This window comes from Nonomuraea sp. NPDC048901 (assembly GCF_040649695.1).
Classification (GTDB): domain Bacteria; phylum Actinomycetota; class Actinomycetes; order Streptosporangiales; family Streptosporangiaceae; genus Nonomuraea.
Map to the genome: position 1 here is coordinate 117,933 of NZ_JBEZFW010000002.1, position 24,082 is coordinate 142,014.

25 protein-coding genes and 1 pseudogene are annotated in these 24,082 nt (G+C 68.9%); 20 read left to right on the top strand and 6 right to left on the bottom strand.

Translation table 11 applies throughout. From position 1 onward, the window contains the following. The first annotated feature begins 222 nt into the window (after positions 1–222). Both AB0C30_RS05640 and AB0C30_RS05645 read left to right on the top strand, forming a co-directional pair. Positions 223–1,446, top strand: coding sequence for a cytochrome P450 (locus tag AB0C30_RS05640; protein WP_357939979.1), 1,224 nt, complete (start codon positions 223–225; stop codon positions 1,444–1,446). An 8-nt stretch (positions 1,447–1,454) separates the two neighbouring features. Continuing rightward, positions 1,455–1,652 (top strand): (4Fe-4S)-binding protein, encoded by a 198-nt coding sequence (locus tag AB0C30_RS05645; RefSeq protein ID WP_357939981.1) that lies wholly within the window; start codon positions 1,455–1,457, stop codon positions 1,650–1,652. Between the two features lie 227 nt (positions 1,653–1,879). Here the strand turns inward: AB0C30_RS05645 and AB0C30_RS05650 are convergent, their stop codons facing one another. Then, positions 1,880–2,833 carry a sigma-70 family RNA polymerase sigma factor gene (locus tag AB0C30_RS05650; protein ID WP_357939983.1) on the bottom strand — a complete coding sequence of 318 codons (954 nt, stop codon included), beginning with the start codon at positions 2,831–2,833 and terminating at the stop codon, positions 1,880–1,882. 18 nt (positions 2,834–2,851) lie between these two features. Next, entirely contained in the window at positions 2,852–4,051 is a 1,200-nt protein-coding gene (locus tag AB0C30_RS05655; protein WP_357939985.1) for an FAD-dependent oxidoreductase, read from the bottom strand. 221 nt (positions 4,052–4,272) lie between these two features. Here AB0C30_RS05655 and AB0C30_RS05660 point away from each other — a divergent pair, with 221 nt between their 5' ends. The 5 genes from AB0C30_RS05660 to AB0C30_RS05680 all read left to right on the top strand — a co-directional run bounded on the left by AB0C30_RS05660 (position 4,273) and on the right by AB0C30_RS05680 (position 7,807). Beyond that, a complete protein-coding gene (locus AB0C30_RS05660; protein ID WP_357939987.1) occupies positions 4,273–5,433 on the top strand; it encodes an acyl-CoA dehydrogenase family protein in 1,161 nt (386 codons plus the stop codon). A 9-nt stretch (positions 5,434–5,442) separates the two neighbouring features. Continuing rightward, positions 5,443–5,829, top strand: a complete 387-nt coding sequence (locus AB0C30_RS05665; RefSeq protein ID WP_357939989.1) for a hypothetical protein — start codon at positions 5,443–5,445, stop codon at positions 5,827–5,829. Between the two features lie 52 nt (positions 5,830–5,881). After that, entirely contained in the window at positions 5,882–6,667 is a 786-nt protein-coding gene (locus AB0C30_RS05670; RefSeq protein ID WP_357939991.1) for an SDR family NAD(P)-dependent oxidoreductase, read from the top strand. A gap of 103 nt (positions 6,668–6,770) precedes the next feature. Next, a complete protein-coding gene (locus tag AB0C30_RS05675; RefSeq protein ID WP_357939993.1) occupies positions 6,771–7,295 on the top strand; it encodes a flavin reductase in 525 nt (174 codons plus the stop codon). Between the two features lie 65 nt (positions 7,296–7,360). Then, positions 7,361–7,807 (top strand): group II truncated hemoglobin, encoded by a 447-nt coding sequence (locus AB0C30_RS05680; protein WP_357939995.1) that lies wholly within the window; start codon positions 7,361–7,363, stop codon positions 7,805–7,807. 77 nt (positions 7,808–7,884) lie between these two features. Here the strand turns inward: AB0C30_RS05680 and AB0C30_RS05685 are convergent, their stop codons facing one another. Continuing rightward, positions 7,885–8,592, bottom strand: a complete 708-nt coding sequence (locus tag AB0C30_RS05685) for a hypothetical protein (RefSeq protein WP_357939997.1) — start codon at positions 8,590–8,592, stop codon at positions 7,885–7,887. Positions 8,593–9,109: 517 nt separating this feature from the next. Between AB0C30_RS05685 and AB0C30_RS05690 the strand changes: the two genes are divergently transcribed. The 3 genes from AB0C30_RS05690 to AB0C30_RS05700 are packed head-to-tail and all read left to right on the top strand — an operon-like array spanning position 9,110 to position 12,006. Further along, positions 9,110–9,733 carry a TetR family transcriptional regulator gene (locus AB0C30_RS05690; RefSeq protein ID WP_357939999.1) on the top strand — a complete coding sequence of 208 codons (624 nt, stop codon included), beginning with the start codon at positions 9,110–9,112 and terminating at the stop codon, positions 9,731–9,733. Continuing rightward, positions 9,730–11,214, top strand: coding sequence for an FAD-dependent monooxygenase (locus tag AB0C30_RS05695; RefSeq protein WP_357940001.1), 1,485 nt, complete (start codon positions 9,730–9,732; stop codon positions 11,212–11,214). The genes AB0C30_RS05690 and AB0C30_RS05695 overlap by 4 nt, the downstream gene beginning before the upstream one ends. 27 nt (positions 11,215–11,241) lie before the next feature. Further along, positions 11,242–12,006 (top strand): class II aldolase/adducin family protein, encoded by a 765-nt coding sequence (locus tag AB0C30_RS05700; RefSeq protein WP_357940003.1) that lies wholly within the window; start codon positions 11,242–11,244, stop codon positions 12,004–12,006. Between the two features lie 287 nt (positions 12,007–12,293). Here the strand turns inward: AB0C30_RS05700 and AB0C30_RS05705 are convergent, their stop codons facing one another. Then, positions 12,294–13,241 (bottom strand): DJ-1/PfpI family protein, encoded by a 948-nt coding sequence (locus tag AB0C30_RS05705; RefSeq protein ID WP_357940005.1) that lies wholly within the window; start codon positions 13,239–13,241, stop codon positions 12,294–12,296. Positions 13,242–13,312: 71 nt separating this feature from the next. On the opposite strand from AB0C30_RS05705, the gene AB0C30_RS05710 reads away from it, so the two are divergent. Further along, entirely contained in the window at positions 13,313–14,575 is a 1,263-nt protein-coding gene (locus tag AB0C30_RS05710) for an MFS transporter (protein WP_357940007.1), read from the top strand. Beyond that, positions 14,572–15,231 carry a peptidyl-tRNA hydrolase gene (locus AB0C30_RS05715; RefSeq protein WP_357940009.1) on the top strand — a complete coding sequence of 220 codons (660 nt, stop codon included), beginning with the start codon at positions 14,572–14,574 and terminating at the stop codon, positions 15,229–15,231. The genes AB0C30_RS05710 and AB0C30_RS05715 overlap by 4 nt, the downstream gene beginning before the upstream one ends. Before the next feature lie 6 nt (positions 15,232–15,237). Here the strand turns inward: AB0C30_RS05715 and AB0C30_RS05720 are convergent, their stop codons facing one another. After that, positions 15,238–16,206 carry a DUF3616 domain-containing protein gene (locus AB0C30_RS05720; RefSeq protein ID WP_357940011.1) on the bottom strand — a complete coding sequence of 323 codons (969 nt, stop codon included), beginning with the start codon at positions 16,204–16,206 and terminating at the stop codon, positions 15,238–15,240. A 171-nt stretch (positions 16,207–16,377) separates the two neighbouring features. On the opposite strand from AB0C30_RS05720, the gene AB0C30_RS05725 reads away from it, so the two are divergent. The 6 genes from AB0C30_RS05725 (at position 16,378) to AB0C30_RS05750 (ending at position 22,226) form a co-directional block, all read left to right on the top strand. Next, positions 16,378–17,169 carry a hypothetical protein gene (locus AB0C30_RS05725; protein ID WP_357940012.1) on the top strand — a complete coding sequence of 264 codons (792 nt, stop codon included), beginning with the start codon at positions 16,378–16,380 and terminating at the stop codon, positions 17,167–17,169. A 34-nt stretch (positions 17,170–17,203) separates the two neighbouring features. Then, the gene (ftsH, locus tag AB0C30_RS05730; RefSeq protein WP_357940014.1) at positions 17,204–19,165 is read left to right on the top strand and encodes an ATP-dependent zinc metalloprotease FtsH; all 1,962 of its coding nucleotides are present in this window, start codon (positions 17,204–17,206) and stop codon (positions 19,163–19,165) included. 29 nt (positions 19,166–19,194) lie between these two features. Further along, a complete protein-coding gene (locus tag AB0C30_RS05735; protein ID WP_357940016.1) occupies positions 19,195–19,737 on the top strand; it encodes a DUF937 domain-containing protein in 543 nt (180 codons plus the stop codon). Positions 19,738–19,753: 16 nt separating this feature from the next. After that, positions 19,754–20,335, top strand: coding sequence for a nucleoside triphosphate pyrophosphatase (locus tag AB0C30_RS05740; RefSeq protein ID WP_357940018.1), 582 nt, complete (start codon positions 19,754–19,756; stop codon positions 20,333–20,335). Between the two features lie 10 nt (positions 20,336–20,345). Then, positions 20,346–21,086, top strand: a complete 741-nt coding sequence (locus AB0C30_RS05745; RefSeq protein WP_357940020.1) for an EI24 domain-containing protein — start codon at positions 20,346–20,348, stop codon at positions 21,084–21,086. 69 nt (positions 21,087–21,155) lie between these two features. Next, entirely contained in the window at positions 21,156–22,226 is a 1,071-nt protein-coding gene (locus tag AB0C30_RS05750; protein WP_357940021.1) for a DUF4192 domain-containing protein, read from the top strand. A 661-nt stretch (positions 22,227–22,887) separates the two neighbouring features. Here the strand turns inward: AB0C30_RS05750 and AB0C30_RS05755 are convergent. After that, positions 22,888–23,031: pseudogene (locus tag AB0C30_RS05755) on the bottom strand (transposase family protein); the annotation flags it as partial. A gap of 23 nt (positions 23,032–23,054) precedes the next feature. Here AB0C30_RS05755 and AB0C30_RS05760 point away from each other — a divergent pair. Both AB0C30_RS05760 and AB0C30_RS05765 read left to right on the top strand, forming a co-directional pair. Beyond that, the gene (locus tag AB0C30_RS05760) at positions 23,055–23,390 is read left to right on the top strand and encodes a hypothetical protein (RefSeq protein WP_357940023.1); all 336 of its coding nucleotides are present in this window, start codon (positions 23,055–23,057) and stop codon (positions 23,388–23,390) included. 59 nt (positions 23,391–23,449) lie between these two features. Further along, a complete protein-coding gene (locus AB0C30_RS05765) occupies positions 23,450–24,082 on the top strand; it encodes a hypothetical protein (protein WP_357940025.1) in 633 nt (210 codons plus the stop codon).

Sequence of the window (24,082 nt, forward strand, 5' to 3'; positions counted from 1 at the left end):
GCCGAAGTGCCCCTGGCTCGCTTCACGCTCTCGAAGGCGGCGCCCTCGTCGGTCACGTCGAGCGGAAGTCCCGCGGTCATGTGACCTACGCCACCGACCCATCGGTGTCACACAGCGGTGAGGGCCGGCGTCTTGTGCCTGGAGCACAGCGAGCGCCGCAAGGAGGTGCATGTCCGCCTCTGGCTCGCCGAGCTGGAAATCTCAGCCTGTGGGAGGTCTTTCATGACGAACAGCGTTGCCGGCGAACTCGCCGGCCTGGAGTTGCCGGTCGAGCGTGGCTGCCCGTTCGCCCCGCCCGCCGTCTACGAGCAACTGCGCGAGCAGGCGCCGATCAACAAGATCCGCATGACCAGCGGTGGCGAGGCGTGGTGGGTGTCCGAGCATGAGGAGGCCCGTGCCGTCCTCGCCGACCCCCGCTTCTCCTCCGACAAGCGCAAGGACGGCTGGCCGCTCTTCACCCTCGACGCGGCGACCCTGCAGCAGCTCCGCAGCCAGCCGCCGTTGATGCTCAGCATGGACGGCGCGGAACACGCCGCGGCCCGCCGCTCGGTGATCGGCGAGTTCACCGTGAAGCGCCTGGCCGCGCTACGCCCGCGGATCCAGGACATCGTCGACCACTTCATCGACGACATGCTCGCCGCCGACCAGCGCCCGGTCGACTTGGTGCAGGCGCTGTCCCTGCCGGTGCCCTCGCTGGTGATCTGCGAATTGCTCGGTGTCCCCTACACCGACCACGACTTCTTCCAAAGCCGCACCACCATGATGGTGCGCCGGGGCTCGCCGGAAGACCGCCGGCGAGCCTTCGCCGAACTGCGCGCCTACATCGACGACCTGGTCACCCGCAAGGAGTCCGAACCCGGCGACGATCTGTTCGGCCGACAGATCGCCCGGCAACGCCGGGAGGGCACCGCCGACCACGCGGGCCTGGTGAGCCTGGCCTTCCTGCTGCTGACCGCCGGGCACGAGACCACGGCGAACATGATCTCGCTCGGCGTGGTCGGGCTGATCACCCATCCGGAGCAACTGGCTCTGATCACGAACGACCCGGGCAAGACGCCCATGGCCGTGGAGGAACTGCTGCGCTACTTCACCATCGCCGACGGGGTCACCTCCCGGCTGGCCACCGAAGACGTGGAGATCGGCGGGGTGAGCATCAAGGCCGGTGAGGGCGTCATCGTCTCGGGCCTGTCGGCCAACTGGGACCCGGCGGTGTTCGAGAATCCGGCCGAACTGGACGTCGAGCGTGGGGCTCGCCACCACGTCGCCTTCGGGTTCGGCCCGCACCAGTGCCTTGGCCAGAACCTGGCCCGGATGGAACTGCAGATCGTCTTCGACACGCTGTTCCGCCGCATCCCCACCCTGCGGTTCGCCGCAGGGGTCGAGGACCTGCCGTTCAAGAGGGATGCCGTCATCTACGGCGTTCACGAGCTCCCGGTCACCTGGTGAGGATGACAATGATGCGCATCAAAGCGGACACCGGCCTCTGCGTCGGCTCCGGCCAGTGCGTCCTGGCCGAGCCGGCCGTATTCGACCAAGACGACGACGGCATCGTGGCCCTGCTGACCGACCACCCCGACGACAAGACCGCGGCACAGGCGCGCGAAGCCGTCATCCTGTGCCCGTCCCGAGCCCTGTCCATCCTGCAGGAGTAAGCACAATCCCGGTGGACTACGCGTCCATGCCGTTAGAGGGCGCCCACCCTTGCCTCCAGCGCCTCCACGCTGGTGCAAGGATGGGCGAGTCGTATGTGCCCACCGGCGCCTCAGCCGGCGAAGCCGTGGGATCCGCCCACCTGCTGGTGGAGGCACGGGCGCGAGACGAAGCCCGGGAGCGGTTCATCCCGGCGCGGGTGCCGCGCCGGGCCGCGGTCGGTGTCGGGTCACCACTGGGTGATGAGCGGCGTGTCCGGTTCGTGCCGCCGCCAGGCTTCGGCGAGGCGGGCGAGACGGCTGGGGGCGGCGATGCCGCGCACGGTTGCGATCTTGCCGTTGGCGATGTCGAACGCCACGGCGCCGACGACCTGGTCGCCGACCACGAAGAGGATGGCGGGGGCGCCGTTGACGAGCGCGTAGTGGATGGCGGGCGTGCCGCCGGCGAGTCGCCGTTTCGCGGGCGTGGGTTTGAAGCCGGCCCGTACGACGGCGGCGATGCGCTGCGGAGCGTCGTACCGCAGCAGCGTCTCGGCCAGGCCGGCACCGTCGGAGATCGCGGTCGCGTCGTCGGTGAGCAGTGCCACCAGCCGTTCGGTGCGGCCCACGGAGGCAGCGGCGAGGAACTCCTCGACGATCCTGCGGGCGGATGCCGGGTCGACTTCACCGCCGCGGCGGCGCGCGGCGGTGACTCGGTGCCGGGCCCGGTGAAGGTGCTGCTGGCTTGCGGATTCGGTGATGTCGAGGATCTCGGCGAGCTCGGCGTGGCTGTAGGAGAACGCTTCGCGCAGGAGGTAGACGGCCCGCTCGAGGGGTGACAGGCGCTCCATGAGAGTCAGCACGGCCAGGGAGACCGATTCGCGCTGCTCGAAAGTGTCGGCCGGGCCGAGCATCGGGTCGCCGTCGAGGAGCGGTTCGGGCAGCCAGGCGCCGACGGCGCGTTCGCGGCGGGCTTGTGCCGAGCGGAGCCGGTCGAGGCACAGGTTGGTGACGACCTTGGTCAGCCATGCTTCCGGCACCTTGATCCGTTGCCGGTCGGCGGCCTGCCAATGCAGGAACGCGTCCTGCACAGCGTCTTCGGCGTCGGCGGCGGAGCCCAGCAGCCGGTACGCCAGCGAGGCCAGCCGGTTCCGGTTGGCCTCGAACCGATCGGTGTCGAAGCGATCAGTGGCGGTGCTGTCCACGCGGACCACCCCAGGCGGCTACGCGAACGCCTTCTCGGCGGACGCATCTGGTGCGGCGGCCAGGCGGCGCTTGCGCTTGGGCAGGCCGAAGGTCGGGTGCGAGTTGGCCCACAGCGAGACCTTGAGGATGCCCGCCTTGATCCGCGCGGCCTTCCGGCCGCCCACGTACTTCGGCTTCGCCACCCCTTCGTCGTCGACCGCCTGCAGGATCCCGTCCCGGCGCCCGAGGCTGATGTGGTTGCCCAGGTAGACCAGCTTGGTGCGGGGGATCTCGCGGCCGGTCAGCTGTGCGAGGATCGCGGCGAGCGCCTGCATGCTGGTGAAACCGGCCGAAGCGCAGGACATCGGCAGCGGCCGGCCGTTGTCGCCGATGACGTAGGCGCTGTCGCCGGCGGCGTAGACGTTCGGGTGCGAGACCGACCGCATGGTGCGATCGACGATGATCTGACCGTTCTCGGTGACCTCCAGCCCGCCGGCGGCGGCGATGGGGTTGACCGCGAACCCGGCCGTCCACACGGTCGCGTCGGACGCCAGGGCGGTGCCGTCGGCGCACAACACCCGCGTCGCTTCGACGGCTTCGACGCTGGTGTGCTCCAGGACGCTGATGCCCAGCCGGTCGCAGGCACGCCACAGATGGCTGCGGGCTCCGGCGGAGAGCCGGGCGCCCAGCTCGCCGCGGGCGACCAGCGCCACCGACAGGCCAGGCCGGGATTCGGCGATCTCGGCGGCGGTCTCGATGCCGGTCAACCCGTCGCCGACGACCAGCACACTCCCGCCTTCACCCCGCCTGCCCAGGCCGTCCAGGCGCTCGCGCAGGCGCAGCGCCGAGGGGCGGCCGGCGACGTTGAAGGCATGCTCGGCCACGCCGGGAACGCCGCTGTCGGCGACGTGGCTGCCGAGCGCGTAGACAAGCGTGTCGTAACCGAGCTCGCCGCCGCCGTCGGCGTCGGCCACGGTGACGACCTGGCGCTCAGGGTCGACACCGGTGACACGGGCCACGCGCAGCCGTATCCCCGTCCCCGCGAAGACGTCGGCGAGCTGTTGAGTCTCGAGCTCCTGACCGGCCGCCAACTGGTGCAGCCGCAGCCGCTCGACGAAGTCCGGCACAGCGTTGACCACGATGATCTCGGTGTCCACCGGGGACAACCGGCGGGCCAGGTTCCCAGCCACGTAGACCCCGGCATAGCCGGCGCCGAGGACGACGACGCGGTGCTTCATGTGCTGCTCCTATCGGTTCGCTTGTGCCCCTTGAGCGAGGCAACGCCGCGATTCCTGACAGGACTTGATGGTGATGTGGGTCACTCCCGCGCCCCGCGCGTGGACTAAGGAAATCCCCTAGGGCGTCCAACCAATTCCCAATTGTCGGCCGATCTCGGCGCGCATAGCGTGAGATCACTGCGGAAGGCCCTGCTGGCCGGCAATGCGAGGGAGAAATCACCATGGCGCGGACGTTGGATTCCCCGGCCCCTGCCGGTCCACCTTCGGCGAAAGAACTCGCCTTTGACGAGGTTCTGGTTAAAGTCGCCGAACGGCGGGCGGAATTCGATGAGAAACGCCACGTTCCTGGCGACATCATCGCCGAGTTCAAGCGCGCGGGAATCTATCGGGCGAGCACCCCCAGGCGCTTCGGCGGCGACGCGCTGCCGCCGGCCGACTTCCTGGCCCGTATCGAGCGGATCTCGATGATCGACGGCTCGGCGGGGTGGGTCGCCAGCTTCGGGTCCGCGCTGGTCTACCTGGCCGCGCTGCCGCTGGAGACGCAGGCCGAGTTGTACGCCGACGGGCCGGACGTCGTCTTCGCGGGCGGCCTGTTCCCGGTGCAGCCCGCCGCCATCGTCGAGGGCGGATATCAGGTCTCGGGCCGCTGGAAGTTCGCCAGCGGCTGCATGGGCGCCGACATCCTCGGCGTGGGCATCACCGCGGGCGAGCAGCAGGCCGGCCGTCCCCTGACCGCCCTGCTGCGCCCCGGACAGGTGGAGATCGTCGACAACTGGGACGTCATCGGACTGCGCGGCACCGGCAGCCACGACCTCAAGGTGGACGGCGTCGTCGTCCCTCCTGAGTGGACGTTCGTGCGCGGGGGCCAGCCGACCGTGGACGAGCCGTTGTACCGCTACCCGACCGTCCCGTACGCCTCCCAGGTGCTCGCGGTCGTCGGCCTCGGCGTCGCCCGGGCCGCCCTCGACCACGTCATCCGCAACGGCGGCCGCGGCGGCTACACAGGCGCCCCGAAGCCGGCCGATCGCGCCACCTATCGCATCTCGGTCGGCAGGGCGGAGGCCGACCTGCGATCCGCGCGCGCCTTCTTCTACGAGATCACCCACGAGGTGTACGAAACGGTTCTGGCCGGCGACCCGGCGACCGCGAACCAGGCCAGCCTGCTGCGCCTGGCCTCCGCCCACCTGGCCAGAACCTCCTTCGAGGTCGTGCGTACGGCCTATCAACTGAGCGGCATCCCGGCCATCGCCGACGGCAGCCCGATGCAGCGCTACCTGCGCGACGCCTCGGTGGTCCCGCAACACGCCTTCCTCCAGGAAGGCATGTACGACGGCGCCGGCGCGGTCCTCATGGGCGTACCGCCCTTTCCCGGCTATCTCTAAGGAATCCTCATGGCCCAGCCCACCACCCCGGAACGCCTGCGGGTGCTCTTCTGCATCGGCGTCAACCAGAACTTCTTCGACCTGCCGACCGGACAGGCCGGCCCGGTCTGGGATGGCTTCGTCAGCATGCTGAGGCAATTGTCGGAGCTGCCTGGTGTGACCGTTCTCGGCACCTTCGACGACGATCGGCACATGGTCGGTCCGTCCGCCTCCTGGCCCTGGACCTCCTACATCCTGGCCGACGTGCCCGAGCAGGCGACGGTCGCCGCGGCCTGCAACCTGTTCCGCACGGTGCAGGTCGGCGAGCACGGCCTCTGGCGGTACATGAAGATCGAGGCGCGCATGGGCCGCCCGCTGCCCGTCCCCTCCGACGCTGTCGAGGGGGACGCGCGATGACCGGGACGACCGGCCGCTTCGTCGGCGGTCAGGACAGCGTGACGGCGTTGGGATGGCTGCTGTGAGCTCTCCTCGTGTGGCACTGGTGACGGGAGCGGCGCGCGGTTTGGGCGCGTGCATCGCAGCTCGTCTGCACGGCGACGGATACCGCGTAGCGGTGACCGACCTCGACCAGCGCGCGGCGGCCAAGGTCGCGGCCTCGCTCGCCTCGGACGGAGAGTCGGCGGCCACGCCCGCCCCGGACGGAGGGTCGGCGATCGGGCTCGGGTTGGACGTGCGCGACAAGAATGCCTTCGTACGGGCGCGTGACGCTCTCGTCGAGCGGTGGGGCGCGATCCACGTCCTGGTCAACAACGCCGGATTCTCCAAGGTCGAGCCGCTCATGGACATCGAGCCGGACAGCTTCTCCTCGGTGGTCGCCGCCAACCTCGACGGGACGTTTCTCGGCTGCCAGGTCCTCGGCGCCTACTTCGCCGAGCGTGGCCACGGACGCATCGTCAACATCGCCTCACTCGCCGGGCAGAACGGCGGCACCGCGACCGGCGCGCACTACGCGGCGGCCAAGGGCGGCGTGGCCACGCTCACCAAGGTGTTCGCCCGTGAGCTGGCCCCGCGCGGTGTGACGGTGAACGCCGTCTCACCGGGCATCCTCGACCTGCCCGTGGTCCGCGAGAGCGTCGCGCCTGACAAGCTCGCGGGGATCGAGGCGATGATCCCGGTCGGCCGGCTCGGCCGCCCCGAGTTCATCGCCGACATGGTGGCGCTGCTGGCCTCCGAGCGGGCGGACACGGTCACCGGCGCGTGCTGGGACGCCAACGGCGGCCTGTACATGCGCTGACTCATCCGAATGGGATGCCACCAGCGGGCCTGTACATGCGCTGACTCACCCCATGCGCTGACTCACCCGAAGACGGAAGACGAAGGCGGAGAGGAGCAAAGCCGTGACCGTCAGAGAACCCGATCAGACCCCCTCGCAGGCCGACTTCCGGGAGGCGATGGCGCATCTGCCCGCGGCCGTCAACATCATGACGACCGACGGTCCGAACGGCCGCTGCGGCATCACGGTCAGCGCGGTCTGCTCGGTGACCGACGACCCGCCGACCATCCTGGTCTGCCTCAACCGCAGCAGCGCCATGCACGACGTGTTCTGGGCCAACGGCCGGGTCTGCGTCAACGTTCTGGGCGGTGACCAGCAGGACTTGGCGCTGCACTTCGCCGGAGCGACGGAGGTCTCCATGGCCGAACGGTTCACCTGGAACGTCTGGGATCGCGGCCAGCGCGTGCCGGTGCTCAAGGACGCGTTAGTGGCCGTCATCGGCGTGGTGAAGGACTGCAAGCCGATGGGGTCGCACAGCGTGCTGTTCGTGGAGATCGAGCAGGTACGTACCCGGAGGGGCGGCCCGAGTCTCGTCTACTTCAACCGGAGCTTCCATCGCCTGGACTCCGGCTCGCCGATGGCCTGCTGAGGGATCGCGCCCCGGCCTCGGGAGCTACCTAGCGCTTGGGCGATTGATGGTGTAATGATGTAATCATGGAAACTCTCTTTGAGCACGCAGGCGGCCAAGAAGGGCTCCACAGGTTCATCGACATCTTCTATGGAAGCGTCTTGTCCGACCCGCTGCTCCAGCCATTGTTCGGCGAAGGACTTCCCCATCACGTGACACATCTGACGGCTTTCACGGCCGAGACCTTCGGCGGCCCCGACACATTCTCCAGGGAAATGGGCGGATTTTCCAGACTGATCGACGCGCACCGTGGGCTGGGGATCAGCGAGGCGCAGCGGCAGCGGTTCGTCGAGCTGTACATGGCGGCCGCCGATCAGGCCGGACTCCCGGAAGACGCGCCTTTCCGGGAGGCGCTGCGGTCGCATGTGGAGTTCGGATCGAAGGTGGCGATGCAGAACTCCCATGCCGAAACCGACGACCAACTCCACCCGCTCCGAGAGGTGCCGCAGTGGGGATGGTCCGAGCCGAGCTAGTTTCCACCGCCACGTCAATCGGAGCTCCCGGCACTTCCCGCCCAGGGCCCTCGCCCGGGCGGGAAGTGCCGGGAGCCCTACTTGTGCTGCAACAGCAGGGTGAACAGCACGTTGGTGGTCGTACTGAGCGCGAACATGGTCACCGCGACGATCAGGTCATCGCGCTTCCGTGACAGCAGCCCGCCCTGCGAGCCTTCCGGAACGTTGACGATGACCGCCTGAGTCAGGCCGGCGCCGAGCCGTTTCCACAAGTACTTGAAGCCCAGACCGAGGACCAGCGGGACCATCGTGACCGGGAGCAGGCTCCACCACACCGGGCCCGAGAACGAGCCGAGGAAGCGGCCGGCGATGGCCGCGCCGACGATGGCCGCGAGGGTGCCGACGGCCAGGCCAGGGATATGGGCGAACTGCGCCCAGGTCCGCTTCTTCTCGTTGCAGATCTCCCTGATCCTGGCCGCGTCGTTCGCCGTCTCGTCCACTCGGTAGCGGAGCAGCAGAGCCGTCCCCGAGGAGAGCGTCAACTCCATGATCTTGTCGCTGTTCACGGGGTCGCGCCGGACCATCCGCACCATCTTCAGCGTCGGGGTCATCTTCGAGCCGAGGTCGGCGATGTCCGCCGACGAGTCGGACTCGTACACGACGTAGTTGCTGTCGGTCCAGATGCTGAAATAGACGCCGGTCTGCTCGAATATCTTGGCGAGCTGCGTCAGCTGCTCGCGGTGGAGCTTTGTCGGCCCGAGATTCTCTTTCCTTGGTGTCCCAAGGCATCGGGGGGTGATGGCCACTAGGCTGCCTTTCGATCTTCGTAGTGGTACTGACTGGCTGTTCGGGCCCCCAGGCGCCAACTCCGAAGCGGCCGAGCTGGTTAGCGCGCCTGTCTCATTCTTCTGCTTGATCGCCTGCACATGCGAACAAAATGGACATCAAGGCAATGTGTGCATAGTTCGCCCATGTGCTTATAAAGCGTAACTCGGGGCGGTTTAATGAACCGCCACCTGATCCTAGCTGAAGATCGCAAGAGTATTGCGTGTTCTCTTCGCGTTTGCCAAAGGACGAGGTTGGTGGGTGGTTATGTCCTTGGGAATGCCGGGAGTGCCGAGTGCGACATGGACGGTGGCGGTGAGATTTATTCACGTTGGTGTTCGGGAATGCCCTTTCCCGAATCCTTTGTGGCGGAAGATGGCGCCTTGGCTCAGGGGCTTGGGGCATTGATCGGCGGGCTCCCCGCTGTGCCGGAGGGGCGACGAAAAGCTGCGGGATGAGAAAATTTGCCGAGTGCGCAAACTTCTGTAGTCTGAGGGCATGACCGGGCTACGCGAACGAAAGAAGCAGGCGACCCGCGACGCCCTGATGACCGCCGCGCTCCAGCTCGCCATGGAGCGCGGGCTGGACAACGTGCGGGTCGAGGACATCGCCGAGGCGGCGGGGGTGTCGCCGCGGACGTTCAACAACTACTTCTCCAGCAAGTGGGAGGCGCTGGCCGCCCGCCACGTCGACCGGACCAGGCACTCGGTGCGGGTGCTGCGCGACAGACCGCCGGGCGAGCCGCTGTGGGAGGCGGTGACGCGGGCCATGCTGGCGCCGTGGGAGAACGCGGAGCGGACCACGCGGGCGCCCAGCCCTGAGATGCGGGCCGCCCTGCGGCTGCTGACCAGCGCGCCCGCCATGGAGGGGGAGTCGCTGCGGGTGCTCTTCTCCGCCGACGCCGAGCTGGCCGCGGCCGTCGCCGAGCGCACGGGCACCGACCACGAACGCGACCTCTACCCGCAACTGGTCGCCACGGCGGTGATCACGGCCACGCAGACCGCCGTCCGCCATTGGCTGCTCGTCGAGCCCGCGGTGCCGCTCCTCCCCTTGATCGAGGAAGCGATGCGACAGCTCGCCACCGGCCTGCCCGACCCAACCGCGCAAGGAGAGCCCCAATGACCGCGGACGTCGTCATCGCCGGTGGTGGTCCCAACGGGCTGATGCTGGCCAGTGAGCTGGCCCTGGCCGGAGTCCGGCCGATCGTGCTGGAACGCCTGCCGGAGCGGAGCCAGGCGCCCAAGGCCAACGGCATCGTCGGGCAGGTCGTCAGGCTGCTCGACCAGCGCGGCCTCTACCGGCGCTTCCTGGATGTAGCCGAGCCGCCGCGACCGATCCCGATGTTCCTGTTCGGCGCGCTGCCGCTCGACCTGGCCGAGATCGAGGGCAACACGCTGTACGCCATGGGCGTCAAGCAGGCCCGCCTGGAGGAGCTGCTCGAGGATCGGGCCCGCGAGCTGGGTGTGGAGATCAGGCGGGGGCGGGAGCTGACCTCGTTCACCCAGGACGAGTCGGGCGTGACGCTCGAACTGGACGGCGGCGAGCAGCTGCGCACCCGCTACCTGGTCGGCTGCGACGGCGCCCACAGCACGGTCAGGAAGCAGGCCGGCATCGGCTTCCCCGGTGTGAACGCCTTCTCCGTCATCTCGCGGGCCGCCCACGTCGTCCTGCCTGAGGCGACGATCCGGATGGACCGGGCCGAGCTGGAACTGCCCGGCGTGGGCACGACCGCCCTCTACGCCTGGCACCGCACCGAGCGCGGCGCGTACGCCCTGCTGCCCGTGAGCCCCGAGGTCCTGACGATCAGCTGTGTCGAGTGGGACAGCGACGATCCCGGCGAGGATGTCGAGATGACGCTCGGCGAGCTGCGCGAGAGCCTGTCCAGAGTGCTGGGCGTCGACATCGCGCTGGCCACCCCGCCCGGTCCGGGGCCGCACCTGCTGCGCCGCCTCAGCGGGCGCAACACCCGGATGGCCGACCGCTTCCGGGCGGGCCGGGTGCTGCTGGCCGGGGACGCCGCCCACGTGCACTCCGCGGTCGGGGCGCCGGGGCTGAACCTGGGTCTCCAGGACGCGGCCAACCTCGGCTGGAAGCTGGCGGCCACGGTACGCGGCACGGCGCCGCCCGGCCTGCTCGACAGCTACGACCGGGAGCGACGGCTGGCCGCCGAGCGGGTCACCATGCACAGCAAGGCCCAGCTCGCGCTCATGTCGCCGGGGCCGGAGGTGACGGCGCTGCGCGAGGTGTTCGGCGAACTGCTCCACGACAAGAGCGCGCGTGGCCGGATATCTGCCCTCATGTCGGGCGCGGATGTCACCTATCCCATGGCCGCCCCGGCACATCCGCTGACCGGCCACTTCGTACCCGACCTGGAGTTGGAGCCGGTGCCTCTCACCACGCTCATGCGGGAGGGGCGGCCGCTGCTGCTCGACCTCGCGGGAAGCGTTCGGAAGGAGGTGTGGGACGGCCGGATCGACGTGGTCACGGCCACGTGCGCGGCGCCGCCCGCCGACGCGCTGCTGATCCGCCCGGACGGGTACGTGGCCTGGGCGGGCACCCCGGACGACTCGCTGGACGAGGCTGTCAGAACCTGGTTCGGTTAACCTGATCCCGGACTCTGAGGAGGGCTCATGCCGGAGAATCTGATCTTTCGCCTGCCGCCGACGTTCGAGACGGTCGAGGAGGAACGACGCCATCGCAAGGAGCGGCTCGCCGCCGCGCTGCGCATCTTCGGCAAGCTGGGCTTCGAGGAGGGCGTCGCGGGACACATCACCGCCCGCGACCCCGAGCTGACCGACCACTTCTGGGTCAACCCGTTCGGCATGTCGTTCAAGCACGTGCGCGTGAGCGACCTGATCCTTGTCAATCACGAGGGCAAGGTGGTCGAGGGCCGCTACCCCGTCAACGAGGCGGCCTTCGCCATCCATTCGCAGGTGCATCAGGCGCGGCCCGGCGTGGTGGCGGCCGCGCACAGCCACTCGGTCTACGGACGCGCGCTGTCGGCGCTCGGCCGGGTCATCGAGCCGATCACGCAGGACGCCTGCGCCTTCTATGAGGACGTCTCGCTCTTCGACGACTACACGGGCGTGGTGACGGACCTGGAGGAGGGCAAGCGCATCGCCGCCGCACTGGGCGGCAACAAGGCCGTCGTGCTGCGCAACCATGGGTTGCTGACGGTGGGCGACACTGTGGACGCGGCGGCGTGGTGGTTCATCACGATGGAACGCTCGGCGCAGGTGCAGCTCGTCGCGCAGGCGGCCGGGCAGGTGGTGCCCATCGAACCGGACAACGCGGCCCTGACCCACCGGCAGATCGGCAACGATTTGGTCGGCTGGATCAACTACCAGCCCCTCCACGACCAGATCACCCGCGAGCAACCAGATCTATTCGAGTGACCCGCTTTGTTGCGGTCCGGACAAACCCTTCCATCCGTTACGGCAAGCCGCACTCACCGCCACCCGCCGCCCGTGGCTGAGGGCCTCCAGGAAAACGCCCGCTGAGCCCGCACGGGGCCGGGCGCCGATACGTGCGCTCAGTTGACCGTGGCTTCCGTTGCGGGCAGACGTCTCGGTCCCTGCGACGGGCCGTGGTGGCTGGGGTCCTTAGGAGGGAGACCCCCTCCGGGGGAGCGGAAGGAGATGGTCCGTGGTGACTGGGGCCCAAGGAGGGGACCCAGAACGCGCTAGCGGCGGAAAGTGTGGCGATAGGTCAGTGGGGCGACGCCGACTGCGGCGTGGAGGTGTTGGCGGAGGGAGACCGTGGTGGTGAAGCCCGCTCGGCGGGCCACCTCCTCCACTCCCGCGTCCGTCGTCTCCAAGAGGTGTCTGGCGTGGTCGACTCGTTGTTTGGTCAGCCAGCGTGACGGGCTCAGGCCGGTTTCCTCGCGGAAGCGTCTGGTGAAGGTGCGGACGCTCATCTTCGCGTGCCCGGCCAGGGCGTCCAGGTCGAGTGGTTTGTCCAGGTGGGAGAGCATCCACGTGCGGGTCGGGGCGGTGCTGGTGCCCGTCGGGTCGGGGAAGGGGCGGTCGATGTACTGGGCCTGGCCGCCGTCCCGCCAAGGAGGCATGACGCAGCGGCGGGCCGCCCTGTTGGCCACCTCGGTGCCGTAGTCGCGCCTGATCACGTGGAGGCAGAGGTCCAGTCCGGCCGCCACGCCCGCCGAGGTGAGTACGTCGCCGTCGTCGATGAACAGCACCGAGGGGTCCAGGTCGACCTTGGGGAACAGCGCGGCGAAGTGGGCGGCCTCGCGCCAGTGCGTGGTGGCGGGGCGGCCGTCCAGCAGGCCTGCGGCGGCCAGAATGAACGCGCCCGTACAGATCGACATGATCCGCTTGTGGCCGTGCAGGGCGTCGCGCAGGTAGGGCTGGATCGTGCCGTCCTTCATCGTGCGGCCCGCGTGAATGCCGGGGACCAGGACCGTGTCGGCCGTGGCCAGGACGTCCAGGTCGTGGTCGGGCAGGACGCTGTATCCGGCCGAGCAGCGCACGGGCCGGCGGCCGGGGGAGCAGGTGACGACCTCGTAGAGCTTCTCGCCGGCCGCTGACTCCGCCGACCAGAAGACCTGGCCGGGAACGCCCAGGTCGAGAGGGGCGAAGTGGTCGAGAACGAGGACCGCGACACGATGGGCCATGGCCGAATTCTTTCACATATTGGCTATCCGGCCACTCGCGGCCATAAGGGTGGATAAATCAGGATTAGCGGATGACCATAAGCACCACCACCCGGACCAGGCGGTTGCATCGGGCCTGGTTCGTCGCGGCCGTCGCGTTCGTGGCCATTCTCGGCGCGGCCGGGTTCCGTGCCACTCCCGGCGTGCTGATCACGCCGCTCCAGGCGGAGTTCGGCTGGACCAAGGGCACGATCTCGCTCGCGGTGTCGGTCAACCTGGTGCTCTACGGCCTGACCGCGCCGTTCGCGGCCGCACTGATGGACCGGTTCGGGATGCGGCGGGTGGTGTCCCTCGCGCTGCTGCTGGTGGCCACCGGTAGCGGGCTCACGGTGCTGATGACGGCGAGCTGGCAGCTGCTGCTGTTCTGGGGCGTGTTCGTCGGGCTGGGCACGGGGTCCATGGCGCTGGTGTTCGTGGCGACGGTGACTGACCGGTGGTTCGTCAAGCACCGTGGCCTCGTCACCGGCCTGCTCACCGCGGCCGGCGCCACCGGTCAGTTGATCTTCCTGCCGGTGCTCGCCCAGCTGGCCGAGGGGCCGGGGTGGCGGGTGGCCTCGCTGACCGTGGCGGGGGCCGCGCTGGCGGTGGTGCCGTTCGTGTGGTGGCTGCTGCGCGACCATCCGGAGGACGTGGGCACCACGGCGCTGGGGGCGGAGCCCGGCACGGTCCGTACCCTGCCCGTCCAGCGGAACGCGGCCGTGCGGGCGCTCACGGTCCTCAGGTCGGCGGCGCGGACCCGGGCGTTCTGGTTCCTGGCGGGCGGCTTCGCCATCTGCGGCGCCAGCACGAACGGCCTGGTCGGCACCCACTTCATCCCCGCCGCGCACGACCACGGCATGGCCGAACCGGTCGCGGCGGGGCTGCTCGCGGTCATCGGGATCTTCGACATCGCGGGTACGGTCGCCTCCGGCTGGCTCAGCGACAAGGTGGATCCGAAGATCCTGCTCGGCGTCTACTACGGGCTGCGCGGGCTGTCGCTGATGGTGCTGCCGGGGCTGTTCGCGGCCACGACCCAGCCCAGCATGCTGATCTTCATCGTGTTCTACGGGCTCGACTGGGTGGCGACCGTGCCGCCGACCGTCGCGCTGTGCCGGCGCATCTACGGGGCGGACGGCGCGGTCGTGTTCGGCTGGGTGTTCGGCTCGCATCAGATCGGCGCCGCGTTCGCCGCCGTGGGCGCCGGGCTCACCCGCGACCACCTGGGCGCTTACGACCTGGCCTGGTACGTCTCGGGCGCCCTCTGCCTCCTGGCCGCAGGCATGTCCCTGGCCATCGGGCATGCTAAAGGGCGATGAGTGACGCAGAGTTGATGGTCCTGCCGCTGGTGGTCAGGATCGAGAGAGCGACGCCGCCGGAGCGTACCGACGCTTTGGAGGCGGCCGCGATGGCCGTGCTGAGCCTGCTCGACGACCCCGGCGAGTGGGGTGCGGAGCTGCACGCCTGGCAGTCCACCGGCAAGATCCGCAAGGTCGTGCGCCGGGCCAGGGGCGCCGAGTGGCGCCGGGCGCTGGCGCTGCCGGGCCGTACCGTCGAGCACCGTACGGCCGAGGTGCGCGTGCACCCGCCCGTGCCGCTCGACGACTGGCCCAGAGACCTCGCCCGGTTGCAGGTGTCGGGCACCGAGCTGACCGACACCGGCGACCTCGCGCCCGCCGAGCCGCCGATCCTGTGGGCCAACCCCGGGCTCGCCATGTCGGCTGGCAAGGCCATGGCCCAGGCCGGGCACGCCGCCCAGCTCGCCTGGTGGGCCAGCGACGAGGCCGAGCGCGCCGCGTGGCGGGCGGCCGGGCTGGCCGCGACGGTGCGCACCGCGGCGGCGGGCGACTTCCAGGCGAAGGTGGCCGCGGGGCTGCCCGTGGTGCGGGACGCCGGGTTCACCGAGATCGAGCCGGGTTCATGTACGTTCGTCGCCGACGCGCCGTGGCTCTATGGGCGGGTGGCCCGGTCGTGACAGATGTTAGATCTCGATCACGTCGGCCAGGACGCCGCCCGCCGGGGTGATCCGGGCGGGCGACGGGCTGTCGTAGACGATCATCAGTCTGCCGTCCGCCAGCACGGCCATCCCTTCGGGATGGTCGCAGCCGATGCCGTACGGCAGCTCGGCGACCGTCTCCAGCTCGTCCGCCGCGACCACCTCGCCCGCTCGATGGACCCGCCAGCGCAGCACGCGCACCGGCCCGTCGAGGCTCATGCTCGGCCCGGCCAGCAGCAGCACGTCACGGCCGTACGGGCACAGGTCCCGCACGCCCAGCCCGCCCAGGTCCAGGAAGTGCTTGCGGTACGGCTCGCGCAGCCGCAGCCGGCCCGGATGGCTCTCGACGGGCCTGATCTCCAGGACCACCGCCCAGCCGCGTAGCACCGGGCCACGGAGTCCCAGGTAGACCCGCTCGTCCAGCACCGCGATGCCCTCGATGTCGAGGCCGTTGTCCTTGCCGGGCAGCGCGAGGAACGGCGCGAGGTGCGGGTCGTCCTCCAGATGGGCGGCGATGTTGTCCCGGCCCGACAGGATCGCGCCCGGCAGCGGGGCGTTGGTGGCGGGATCGAGCGGCAGGCGTACCAGGATGAAGCGGTTCTCCTCGCGGACCACGGTCGCCAGCCGCTTGACGGCCTTGGCCGGGTCCTTGACCGACTTGATCCGGCGGCGCTTGAGACTGTGCGAGCCGACGGCCCACAGGTGGCCGTCGGCCCGGGCCAGGCCCTCGATGTCCGCCTCGTCCTCGGGGCCCGCGGGCAGTCGTACGTAGTCGGCCAGCCGGAAGGTGCGCTGACCCGTGTAGTTCACGCCGGTCCAGGCCAGATGCTCGATGGTGGCGGTCTCGTCCCCGGCCAGCCACAGGCCGCTGCCGTCGTGCCGTAACGCGGAGAGGTTCGTGTGCGTTTGGGAGGCTTGCGAGGCCGGGTCGAATCGGAGCTCCACCTGTTCCACGAAGCCATGATGACACTTCGGCCGCTTCATAAGCGGAATGCCGGGATTTGTCGTACGCTCCCGATCGTGCTCGATGGGGATGATGGGACCAAAGGTTCCCGTGTGAGAACTGCTGCCAGGCCGGGAACCCCTGTTTCTTCACCCAGGCGATCCCGCATCGGCGATCTGCGGATGCGGGATGTATACCGGGGGCTCGCAGTCGTGACCGCGGTGGCGGTCGTCACTGTCACGCTGGTCATGCTGCTCCCGTCGCGGCCGGACGAGGTCGCCGCACGGCCGGTTGCCGCGCCATCGACCGTGCCGACCTCGTCCGCGCCGCCCCTTGCCACAGTGTCGTCCGAGCCGTCGGTGTCTCCCTCGCCGGTGGACTCCGCCGAGGCGGCCGCTCCCCGCGCCACACCGACTCCCGGCTCGACCATCGCGCCCGGATACACCGCCATGGAGGCCCTGTACGCCGACCCTCGGGTCCCCAAGCTGCCGAAGAAGGTCGCGCGGCTGAAGATGACCAAGCCCGGCAAGGGAGTGATCAGGGACCGGCGGACCGGCCTGGTCGTGCCCAGGCTCGGCAAGCCGTGGAAGGCGCACCGCGCGGCGCCGTTCACCAGCAAGCAGGTGCTCCCGCTCAAGCGCGGCTCGAACCAGCGGGGCATGCTCGTCACCTGCCCGCTCCCGATCGAGGAGCAGAAGTCGGCGCGTGACACCGCGCTGCTCGCCGCCCGCTGGACGCTCAACCACCACCCCAAGGGCGCCCGGATCCGCTGGCTGGTCTCCCAGCCGATCAAGCGCGGCTGGCTGCTCGCCTACCAGGTCAGGTACGGCAAGCACGTCTCGCGAGCGGCCGTGGTCGTGCTCGACGGGGGAATGGCCAAGCCGGGGCTGGCGTTCGTGACAGTGCCGGAGTCGCAGCGGACCAGGTGGCGTGACATCACGCGCGTGGTTTCCGGGGTGCGTGTTCTAGGCTAGAAGATCATGTACGGCGATATGGGGGAGTGACGCCGTGGAACGCCCAGGTCAGCCGAAGGCGCCTGACAATCGCTCGGGACAGCCGCAGGCGCCTGACAGAGACAAGCCCAAGCCGCCCTGGCGGGCGGAAGGGCTGCCCGGCTCGTCCGGCGGTGGTCGCCCGAAGATCAACTGGTGGCGCTTCGTCGTCACGTTGCTCGTCGTGTACGCGGCGTTCTTCCTGGTCTCGTCCTTCTTCGACAGCGGCTCGGTCGAGACGGTGTCCTACACCGAGTTCACCAAGCAGGTGACCTCGAAGAACGTCAAGGACATCTACGCCACGGGCCTGTCGGTCGAGGGCGATCTGCGGGCCGCGGCCAAGGATCCCGACAGCGGCAACAAGTCGTACACGAAGTTCAAGACGGAGATCCCCGCCTTCGCCAACAACGACCAGCTCTACCAGCAGCTGGAGAGCAACAGGGTCGACATCAAGGCCGACCCGATCAACAGCGGGCGCGGCTTCTTCGTCAACCTGCTGCTCTCCCTGCTCCCCGTCCTGCTGCTGGCCGGGCTCTGGATCTGGGTCATGCGCCGCGGCGCCAGCATGATGGGCGGCGGCGGGCTGAGCGGCCTCGGCCGGTCCAAGGCGGCCAAGCCGGTCGAAGCGGGTCAGATGCGGGCCACGTTCGCGGACGTGGCGGGCATCGACGAGGTCGAGAACGAGCTCGTCGAGGTCGTCGACTACCTCAAGGACCCCGACAAATACCGCAGGCTCGGCGCCAAGCTGCCCAAGGGCGTGCTGCTCGCCGGTCCTCCCGGCACCGGCAAGACGCTGCTGGCCCGCGCCGTGGCCGGTGAGGCGAACGTGCCGTTCTTCTCGGCCAGCGCGTCGGAGTTCATCGAGATGATCGTCGGTGTGGGCGCGTCACGCGTACGCGACCTGTTCGAGGAGGCGCGCAAGGTCGCCCCCTCGATCGTGTTCATCGACGAGATCGACGCCATCGGCCGGGCCAGGGGCGGCGCCGGCGGCATCGGCGGGCACGACGAGCGCGAGCAGACGCTCAACCAGATCCTCACCGAGATGGACGGCTTCTCCGGCGTCGAGGGCGTCATCGTCATCGGGGCCACGAACCGGCCGGAGATCCTCGACCCGGCCCTGCTGCGGCCGGGCCGGTTCGACCGTACGGTGCAGGTGGGGTTGCCCGACGCCGCCGGCCGTACCGCGATCCTGGCCGTGCACAGCAGGAGCGTGCCGCTCGACGGCGAGGTCAGCCTCGACCAGATCGCCAAGACCACGCCCGGCATGACCGGCGCCGACCTGGCGAACCTCGTCAACGAGGGCGCGCTCCTGGCCGCCAAGCGCGGCAAGGAGAAGGTCGGCATCGCCGACTTCGCCGACGCGCTGGAGAAGCTGCAGCTCGGCGCGGCGCGCAGCATCGTGATGCCGGAGGAGGAGCGCACCAGGACCGCCTTCCACGAGGCCGGCCACGCGCTGCTCGGCATGCTGCAGCCGGGCGCCGACCCGGTCAGGAAGATCTCGATCATCCCGCGCGGGCGGGCGCTCGGCGTCACGCTGTCGACGCCCGACACCGATCGTTACGCCTACGACGAGCAGTATCTCCGTGGGCGCATCACCGGCGCGCTCGGCGGGATGGCGGCCGAGCAGGTGGTGTTCGGCGTGATCACCACCGGCGCGGAGAACGACCTGGAGCAGGTCACCATGATCGCCCGTGGCATGGTCGGGCGCTGGGGCATGTCGGAGAAGGTCGGGCCGCTGACCATCCTGCCCAGCGATGGTCAGCCGCCGCAGGCCTCGCCCGCCATGCTCGCCACCGTCGACGAGGAGGCGCGGCGGATCGTGGACGAGTGCTACGAGCGCGCGCTGCGTGTCCTCAGCGAGAACCGCGACAAGCTCGACGCCATCGTCGCGGCCCTGCTGGAGCACGAGACGCTGGACGAGGCGAGCGCCTACGCCGCGGCCGGGCTTTCCGGGGACTTGGGCAAGCCCGTAACGTAAATTGAGGCCGCGCCGGGCAGGTCTCCGATGTGACACTCAACGACGAGCTTCTCGCAGAGCTCGGCGATGCCGGGCTGGAGGAGGTCGCCGGGCTGCTCGGCACGGACACCGCAACGGCCCGCATCGTGCTCACGACGGTGTCCGGCACCATCATCGGCGGCCTGGCGCGCAACGCCGCGCACCCTGAAGGTGCGGAGGCGCTGCGCGCCGCCCTAGACGACCATGTGGACGCCGACCCGTTCAACGGCGACGTGGCGTCGCTGTCGCGAGACGGGCAGAGCATCCTGGGGCACGTACTCGGCGGGCAGGGCACCGAGCAGGCGGCCGACGGGTTGTCACGGCTGGTGGGGGTCGACGGCCGCACGATCATGAGGTTGCTGCCGCTGATCGCGCCCATGATCATGTCGCTGCTGGCCGGGCGGGCGACTCGCGGGCGAATGGAGGCCGGGGCCGTCGCCGACGCCCTGAACCAGGAGAGCGCCACCCTCCCCGCCGAGCTGGCCGAGCTGCTCGGCGCGATCTTCGATGGGGACTCCATGGACGTACCCGGCCAGCCGAACTTCGACCGCTGAACGGTAAGCTGGTGCGGTGATCATCCTGGCTTCAGCGTCCCCTGCCCGGCTGGCCCTGCTCCGCAGCGCCGGACTCGACCCCAAGGTGATCGTCAGCGGCGTCGACGAGGAGGCATACTCCGCCTACTCGCCCGCCGCGCTCGCTCTTGAGCTCGCCAAGGCCAAGGCGTCGGCGGTCGCGAGCGGGCTCGACGAGGGCCTGGTCATCGGCTGCGACTCGATCCTGGAGCTCGACGGCAGGCCCTACGGCAAGCCGGCCACGGCCGAGGAGGTCGTCGAGCGGTGGCGGATCATGCGCGGCCGGACCGGACGCCTGGTGACCGGCCACTGCGTCATCGACGTACCCGCCGGCCGGCAGGTGGCCGAGGTGGCCAGCACCGCGATCCGCTTCGGCATGCCGTCCGACGAGGAGATAGCCGCCTACGCCGACACCGGCGAGCCGCTGGGCCTGGCCGGGGCGTTCAGCATCGAGGGGCGGGGCGGCTGGTTCGTCGAGGGCATCGAGGGCGACCACGGCAACGTGCTCGGCATCTCGCTGCCGCTGATCCGCAACCTTTTCGGCGAACTGGGCTACGCGGTGACGTCGTTCTGGCGCTAGCGTGCCGGGCATGCGATCAGTACGCGACTTCTTGGCGGGCGTCGGCTTCTTCCTTCAGGGTGTGGGCTGGGTCGCCAAGAATGGCCGGTGGTGGCTGTTCGGGTTGATCCCGGCGCTGCTGGCCTTTGTCGTGTACGTGGTGGCGTTGGTCTTCCTCGGCACGAACGCGTCGGATATGGCGGAATTTCTTACGCCGTTCGCCGACACGTGGGGGTGGCGGGACCTCTTCCGTACGCTGATCGGGATCGCGCTGGTCCTCGGCGGGCTGGCGCTGGCGGTGCTGACCTTCACGGCGCTCACGCTGGCGATCGGGGAGCCGTTCTACGAGAAGCTGTCCGCCACGGTGGATCCGCTGCCGGGGGTGGAGGAGCAGCCGTGGTGGCGTACCTTGCCCCGATCCATCAGGGACAGTCTGGTGACGCTGGGCTATGTGCTGCTTTTCACCGTGCCGCTGTTCTTCCTGGGATTCGTGCCGGTGGTCGGGCAGACGGTGGTGCCGGTGCTGGGGGCCATGGTGTCCGGGTTCTTCCTGACGGTGGAGCTGACGACACTGGCGCTGGAACGGCGGGGGATGGGGCGTAAGGAGCGGTTCGCGCTGCTGCGAGGGAACAAGGCGGGGGCGTTGGGGTTCGGGGTAGTGGTGTTCTTGCTGTTCCTGGTGCCTTTTGTGGCGGTGGTGGCGATGCCGGCGGGGGTGGCGGGGGCGGCCCTGTTCGTCCGCGACCGCCTGGCCCCAACCCCCGCCCCCTGACGTTCCTTTATCCCCAGAACGCGGTTCGGCGCCTTCGACACCCCCTCCGTTCAGGCACCCTCATGCCTCATGACGACCAACGCCTCCGAGCCCTGCCTGACTCTGACCAGCCCCACCGACGTCCTCGCCGCGGTGCCCTACCTCGTGGGGTTCCACCCGGTCGACAGCCTCATCGTGCTCGGTCTCGCCCGGGGCCAGGCCAAGCTGGCGACCCGCTGGCCACTACCGTTTCCGCCGGGCACGCTGGAGCCTTTGTCGGCGCTGTTCCATCGTGAGGCCATCACCCACATCATCCTGATCGGCTACGGCACTGGAGACCGGGTCACCCCCGCCGTGGACGAGGCCCGTCGACTGGCCGCCCGGGTAGGTGTCGGCGTGGACGAGGCCCTGAGAGCCGAGGGCGGCCGCTACTGGTCGTACGTGTGCGACGTGCCCCAGTGCTGCCCTCCCGAAGGCACTCCGTACGACACCTCGACCAGCCAGATCGCCGCCGAGGCCACCGTGCACGGCCTGGTGGCCCTGCCCGACCGCCAGAGCCTGGAACGCACCATCGCCCCGCTCACCGGCCCCGTCCGGGTGTCGATGCGCCGCGCCACGGCGGAGGCCGTCGCCGAGTTCCGAGCCCGGCTGATGGAGGCGACGGACGTGAACGCGTTCGCCCAGCAGTTCGTCACCCGGGGCCTGGTAAGAGTCCGCGCCGCCCTGGCCACCCACGCCGCCGGTGGCCGCCTGGACGACGCTGAAGCGGCCAGACTGGGCCTCGACCTGGCGGTGATCAGAGTCCGCGACGAAGCCTGGACCCTCGCCGGCGACACCCACGCCGCCCTCTGGAAAGACCTCACCCGCCGCCTGGAGCCACGCTTCACCCCACCGGCCGCGTCCCTGCTGGCGATGGCCAGTTGGCGCACGGGCGACAGCGTCCTGGCCACCATCGCCCTCGAACGCGCCCTGACCACCGACCCGAGCTACTCGATGGCCAACCTGCTCATGCACGCCCTGCAACAACTCCTGTCCCCGACCACCCTGCTCGACCGCCTCCCCACCCCGTCCGAGTTGGACACCGCGATGGGGCCCGTCAATGCGGGTTGGCTAATCCCCCTGATCAACAACCTGGACGAGGACCATGAAACGGCCGCCTAAGCCAATCCACCCCAACCCCAGCCCCGAGCCCAACCGCCCCCACCTGCCCCGACCGTCCGCGGTCAGTCCAGGCACCGACCGGCCCAGACCCTGACCAGGCCAACCATCCTGGTCCGGCTACTGACCAGCCCTGATCTTGGGGCTGTAGAACTTACAACGGTGCGTCTGTGGCGTTCCCCCCGGGCCGCTCGAGCGCTACCAGCGTCGGACAAGCAGGCTCACCGGCCAACTGGGCGCGGTGGTCAAAGAGATGGCTGGTCGGGTGGGTGCTCGGCTCTCGGCGGTCCTGGCTGTGGCGGTGCACAGGTCCACGGCACTGCGATTGCTCATGCGGCTGCCGCTGCCACCGCGGCGGGTCCCGCATGTGCTGGGTGTCGATGATTTCGCTCTCAAGCGCCGTTCCGCCCAGTCTTCCGCCCCCAGCACGGTGACCTGTGCGAACTAAGGGTCGGGCAGGGCTCGTATCAGCCGGATCATGATGTCGCGGGACACAATGACGCCGAGCATGCTCAGCAGCCGGGAAGCGGCCCGGCCGGCCAGCGCCAACCATTCCAGCATGTGCCGCAGAAGCCGGGTGTTTCGTGCGTGCCGGTCGGCCAAGCCCTTGATGGGCTCGGCGAACGTCCGGATTTTGCACGCCAGGGTTCCCGCATTTCAGCCGCCGTACGGTGAGATCGATCAGGACCTGGCGCCCGCCGGCGGGCAGGTCCTGGAGCAGCCGCCGGTAGTGTCCGTGCAGCCGGGTCGAGGGCTGCCCGCACCCCGGGCAGCTGATGGGTGTGCCACGGGTGCGCTGGAGAAGCAATTGTCGATCCGAGCTACCTTCGGATGCGCGAGGTGGAGAACGAAAAGAGATTCTGGGCCGGGGAAGACGAACTTAAGAGATTGGGTTGGAAAATCATGCCCAACGGCCGACCCGTCGACCAGCCCAACTTCTGGTTCGCCAGCGAAAAAGTACAGAACGAATACATGTCCAACTGGTCACCCACAATGACTGACGAGCAGCTGGCCTTCAGCTGGGTGTCGGCCGGTGGCCTGGAGAGTTTCAAAGCGATGGAGAGGGCGGCTAAGGAAAACCCACACGACTCAAGGCTTGGTGAATGGCGAAATATGCAGAAGGTTGCGGCGAAGCTCAATGCCGGACAGGGGGTAGTCGCGCGGTAGCCGCCCCGAATGGCAGCTCCGCATCTCGCTACAAGTACTACGATGCGTATGAACAAGTCGTGAGATATTGGCGAGATATTGAGTCCGCCGCCGCTAATCACCATATCAATAAAAACGTCCTCGCAGCTGTCATCATATGGGAAAGCGCGCACGCCAGGGAGGGAACCGATCGAATGGGTGCGGAGGCGGCTAAGACAAAAGACCATTTGATTGACGGCTACAAAGGCTGGGGTGCGTCTGTCGGTATCACTCAGCTTGAAATCTACAAAGCTCGAATGATGCTCATAAAGTACTACTACAAAGAAAGGGACTGGGGCAAGGCAACGCTCGGACAGGTTACTGATCAGCTCCTGCATGCACCTCGGGCCATACAATTGGCTGCGGCATGGATGGAATATCTGAAGCAGAATGTCTGGTATGAAAATAAGGATGGCAGCAGGCATAATCTAACAGACAGGGAAGCCGCCGAAGCCTATTGTGGTTGCTCCGGGGTGACGGTCGACAATCCGCTAGGCGGTTATCCGTTACTGTCGTTCAAGAAATATAAGGATTGGAAGGAGACGGGATACCTCGATCGCAAAGACTCAACTAGCGTTGTCAATCGCCAGAGGGATCTGGAACATCTATGGAGCAATGGATCTGTCGAAGAATTCTGGAGGTGTGGTCGCGCTGCATGCTGGACAAGCAGATGA

Coding starts and splice junctions, on each gene's coding strand:
- AB0C30_RS05640 (WP_357939979.1), top strand. CDS start 223: ATGACGAACAGCGTTGCCGGCGAACTCGCCGGCCTGGAGTTGCCGGTC.
- AB0C30_RS05645 (WP_357939981.1), top strand. CDS start 1,455: ATGATGCGCATCAAAGCGGACACCGGCCTCTGCGTCGGCTCCGGCCAG.
- AB0C30_RS05655 (WP_357939985.1), bottom strand. CDS start 4,051: ATGAAGCACCGCGTCGTCGTCCTCGGCGCCGGCTATGCCGGGGTCTAC.
- AB0C30_RS05660 (WP_357939987.1), top strand. CDS start 4,273: ATGGCGCGGACGTTGGATTCCCCGGCCCCTGCCGGTCCACCTTCGGCG.
- AB0C30_RS05665 (WP_357939989.1), top strand. CDS start 5,443: ATGGCCCAGCCCACCACCCCGGAACGCCTGCGGGTGCTCTTCTGCATC.
- AB0C30_RS05670 (WP_357939991.1), top strand. CDS start 5,882: ATGGCTGCTGTGAGCTCTCCTCGTGTGGCACTGGTGACGGGAGCGGCG.
- AB0C30_RS05680 (WP_357939995.1), top strand. CDS start 7,361: ATGGAAACTCTCTTTGAGCACGCAGGCGGCCAAGAAGGGCTCCACAGG.
- AB0C30_RS05690 (WP_357939999.1), top strand. CDS start 9,110: ATGACCGGGCTACGCGAACGAAAGAAGCAGGCGACCCGCGACGCCCTG.
- AB0C30_RS05695 (WP_357940001.1), top strand. CDS start 9,730: ATGACCGCGGACGTCGTCATCGCCGGTGGTGGTCCCAACGGGCTGATG.
- AB0C30_RS05700 (WP_357940003.1), top strand. CDS start 11,242: ATGCCGGAGAATCTGATCTTTCGCCTGCCGCCGACGTTCGAGACGGTC.
- AB0C30_RS05705 (WP_357940005.1), bottom strand. CDS start 13,241: ATGGCCCATCGTGTCGCGGTCCTCGTTCTCGACCACTTCGCCCCTCTC.
- AB0C30_RS05710 (WP_357940007.1), top strand. CDS start 13,313: ATGACCATAAGCACCACCACCCGGACCAGGCGGTTGCATCGGGCCTGG.
- AB0C30_RS05715 (WP_357940009.1), top strand. CDS start 14,572: ATGAGTGACGCAGAGTTGATGGTCCTGCCGCTGGTGGTCAGGATCGAG.
- AB0C30_RS05725 (WP_357940012.1), top strand. CDS start 16,378: ATGCGGGATGTATACCGGGGGCTCGCAGTCGTGACCGCGGTGGCGGTC.
- AB0C30_RS05745 (WP_357940020.1), top strand. CDS start 20,346: ATGCGATCAGTACGCGACTTCTTGGCGGGCGTCGGCTTCTTCCTTCAG.
- AB0C30_RS05750 (WP_357940021.1), top strand. CDS start 21,156: ATGACGACCAACGCCTCCGAGCCCTGCCTGACTCTGACCAGCCCCACC.
- AB0C30_RS05760 (WP_357940023.1), top strand. CDS start 23,055: ATGCGCGAGGTGGAGAACGAAAAGAGATTCTGGGCCGGGGAAGACGAA.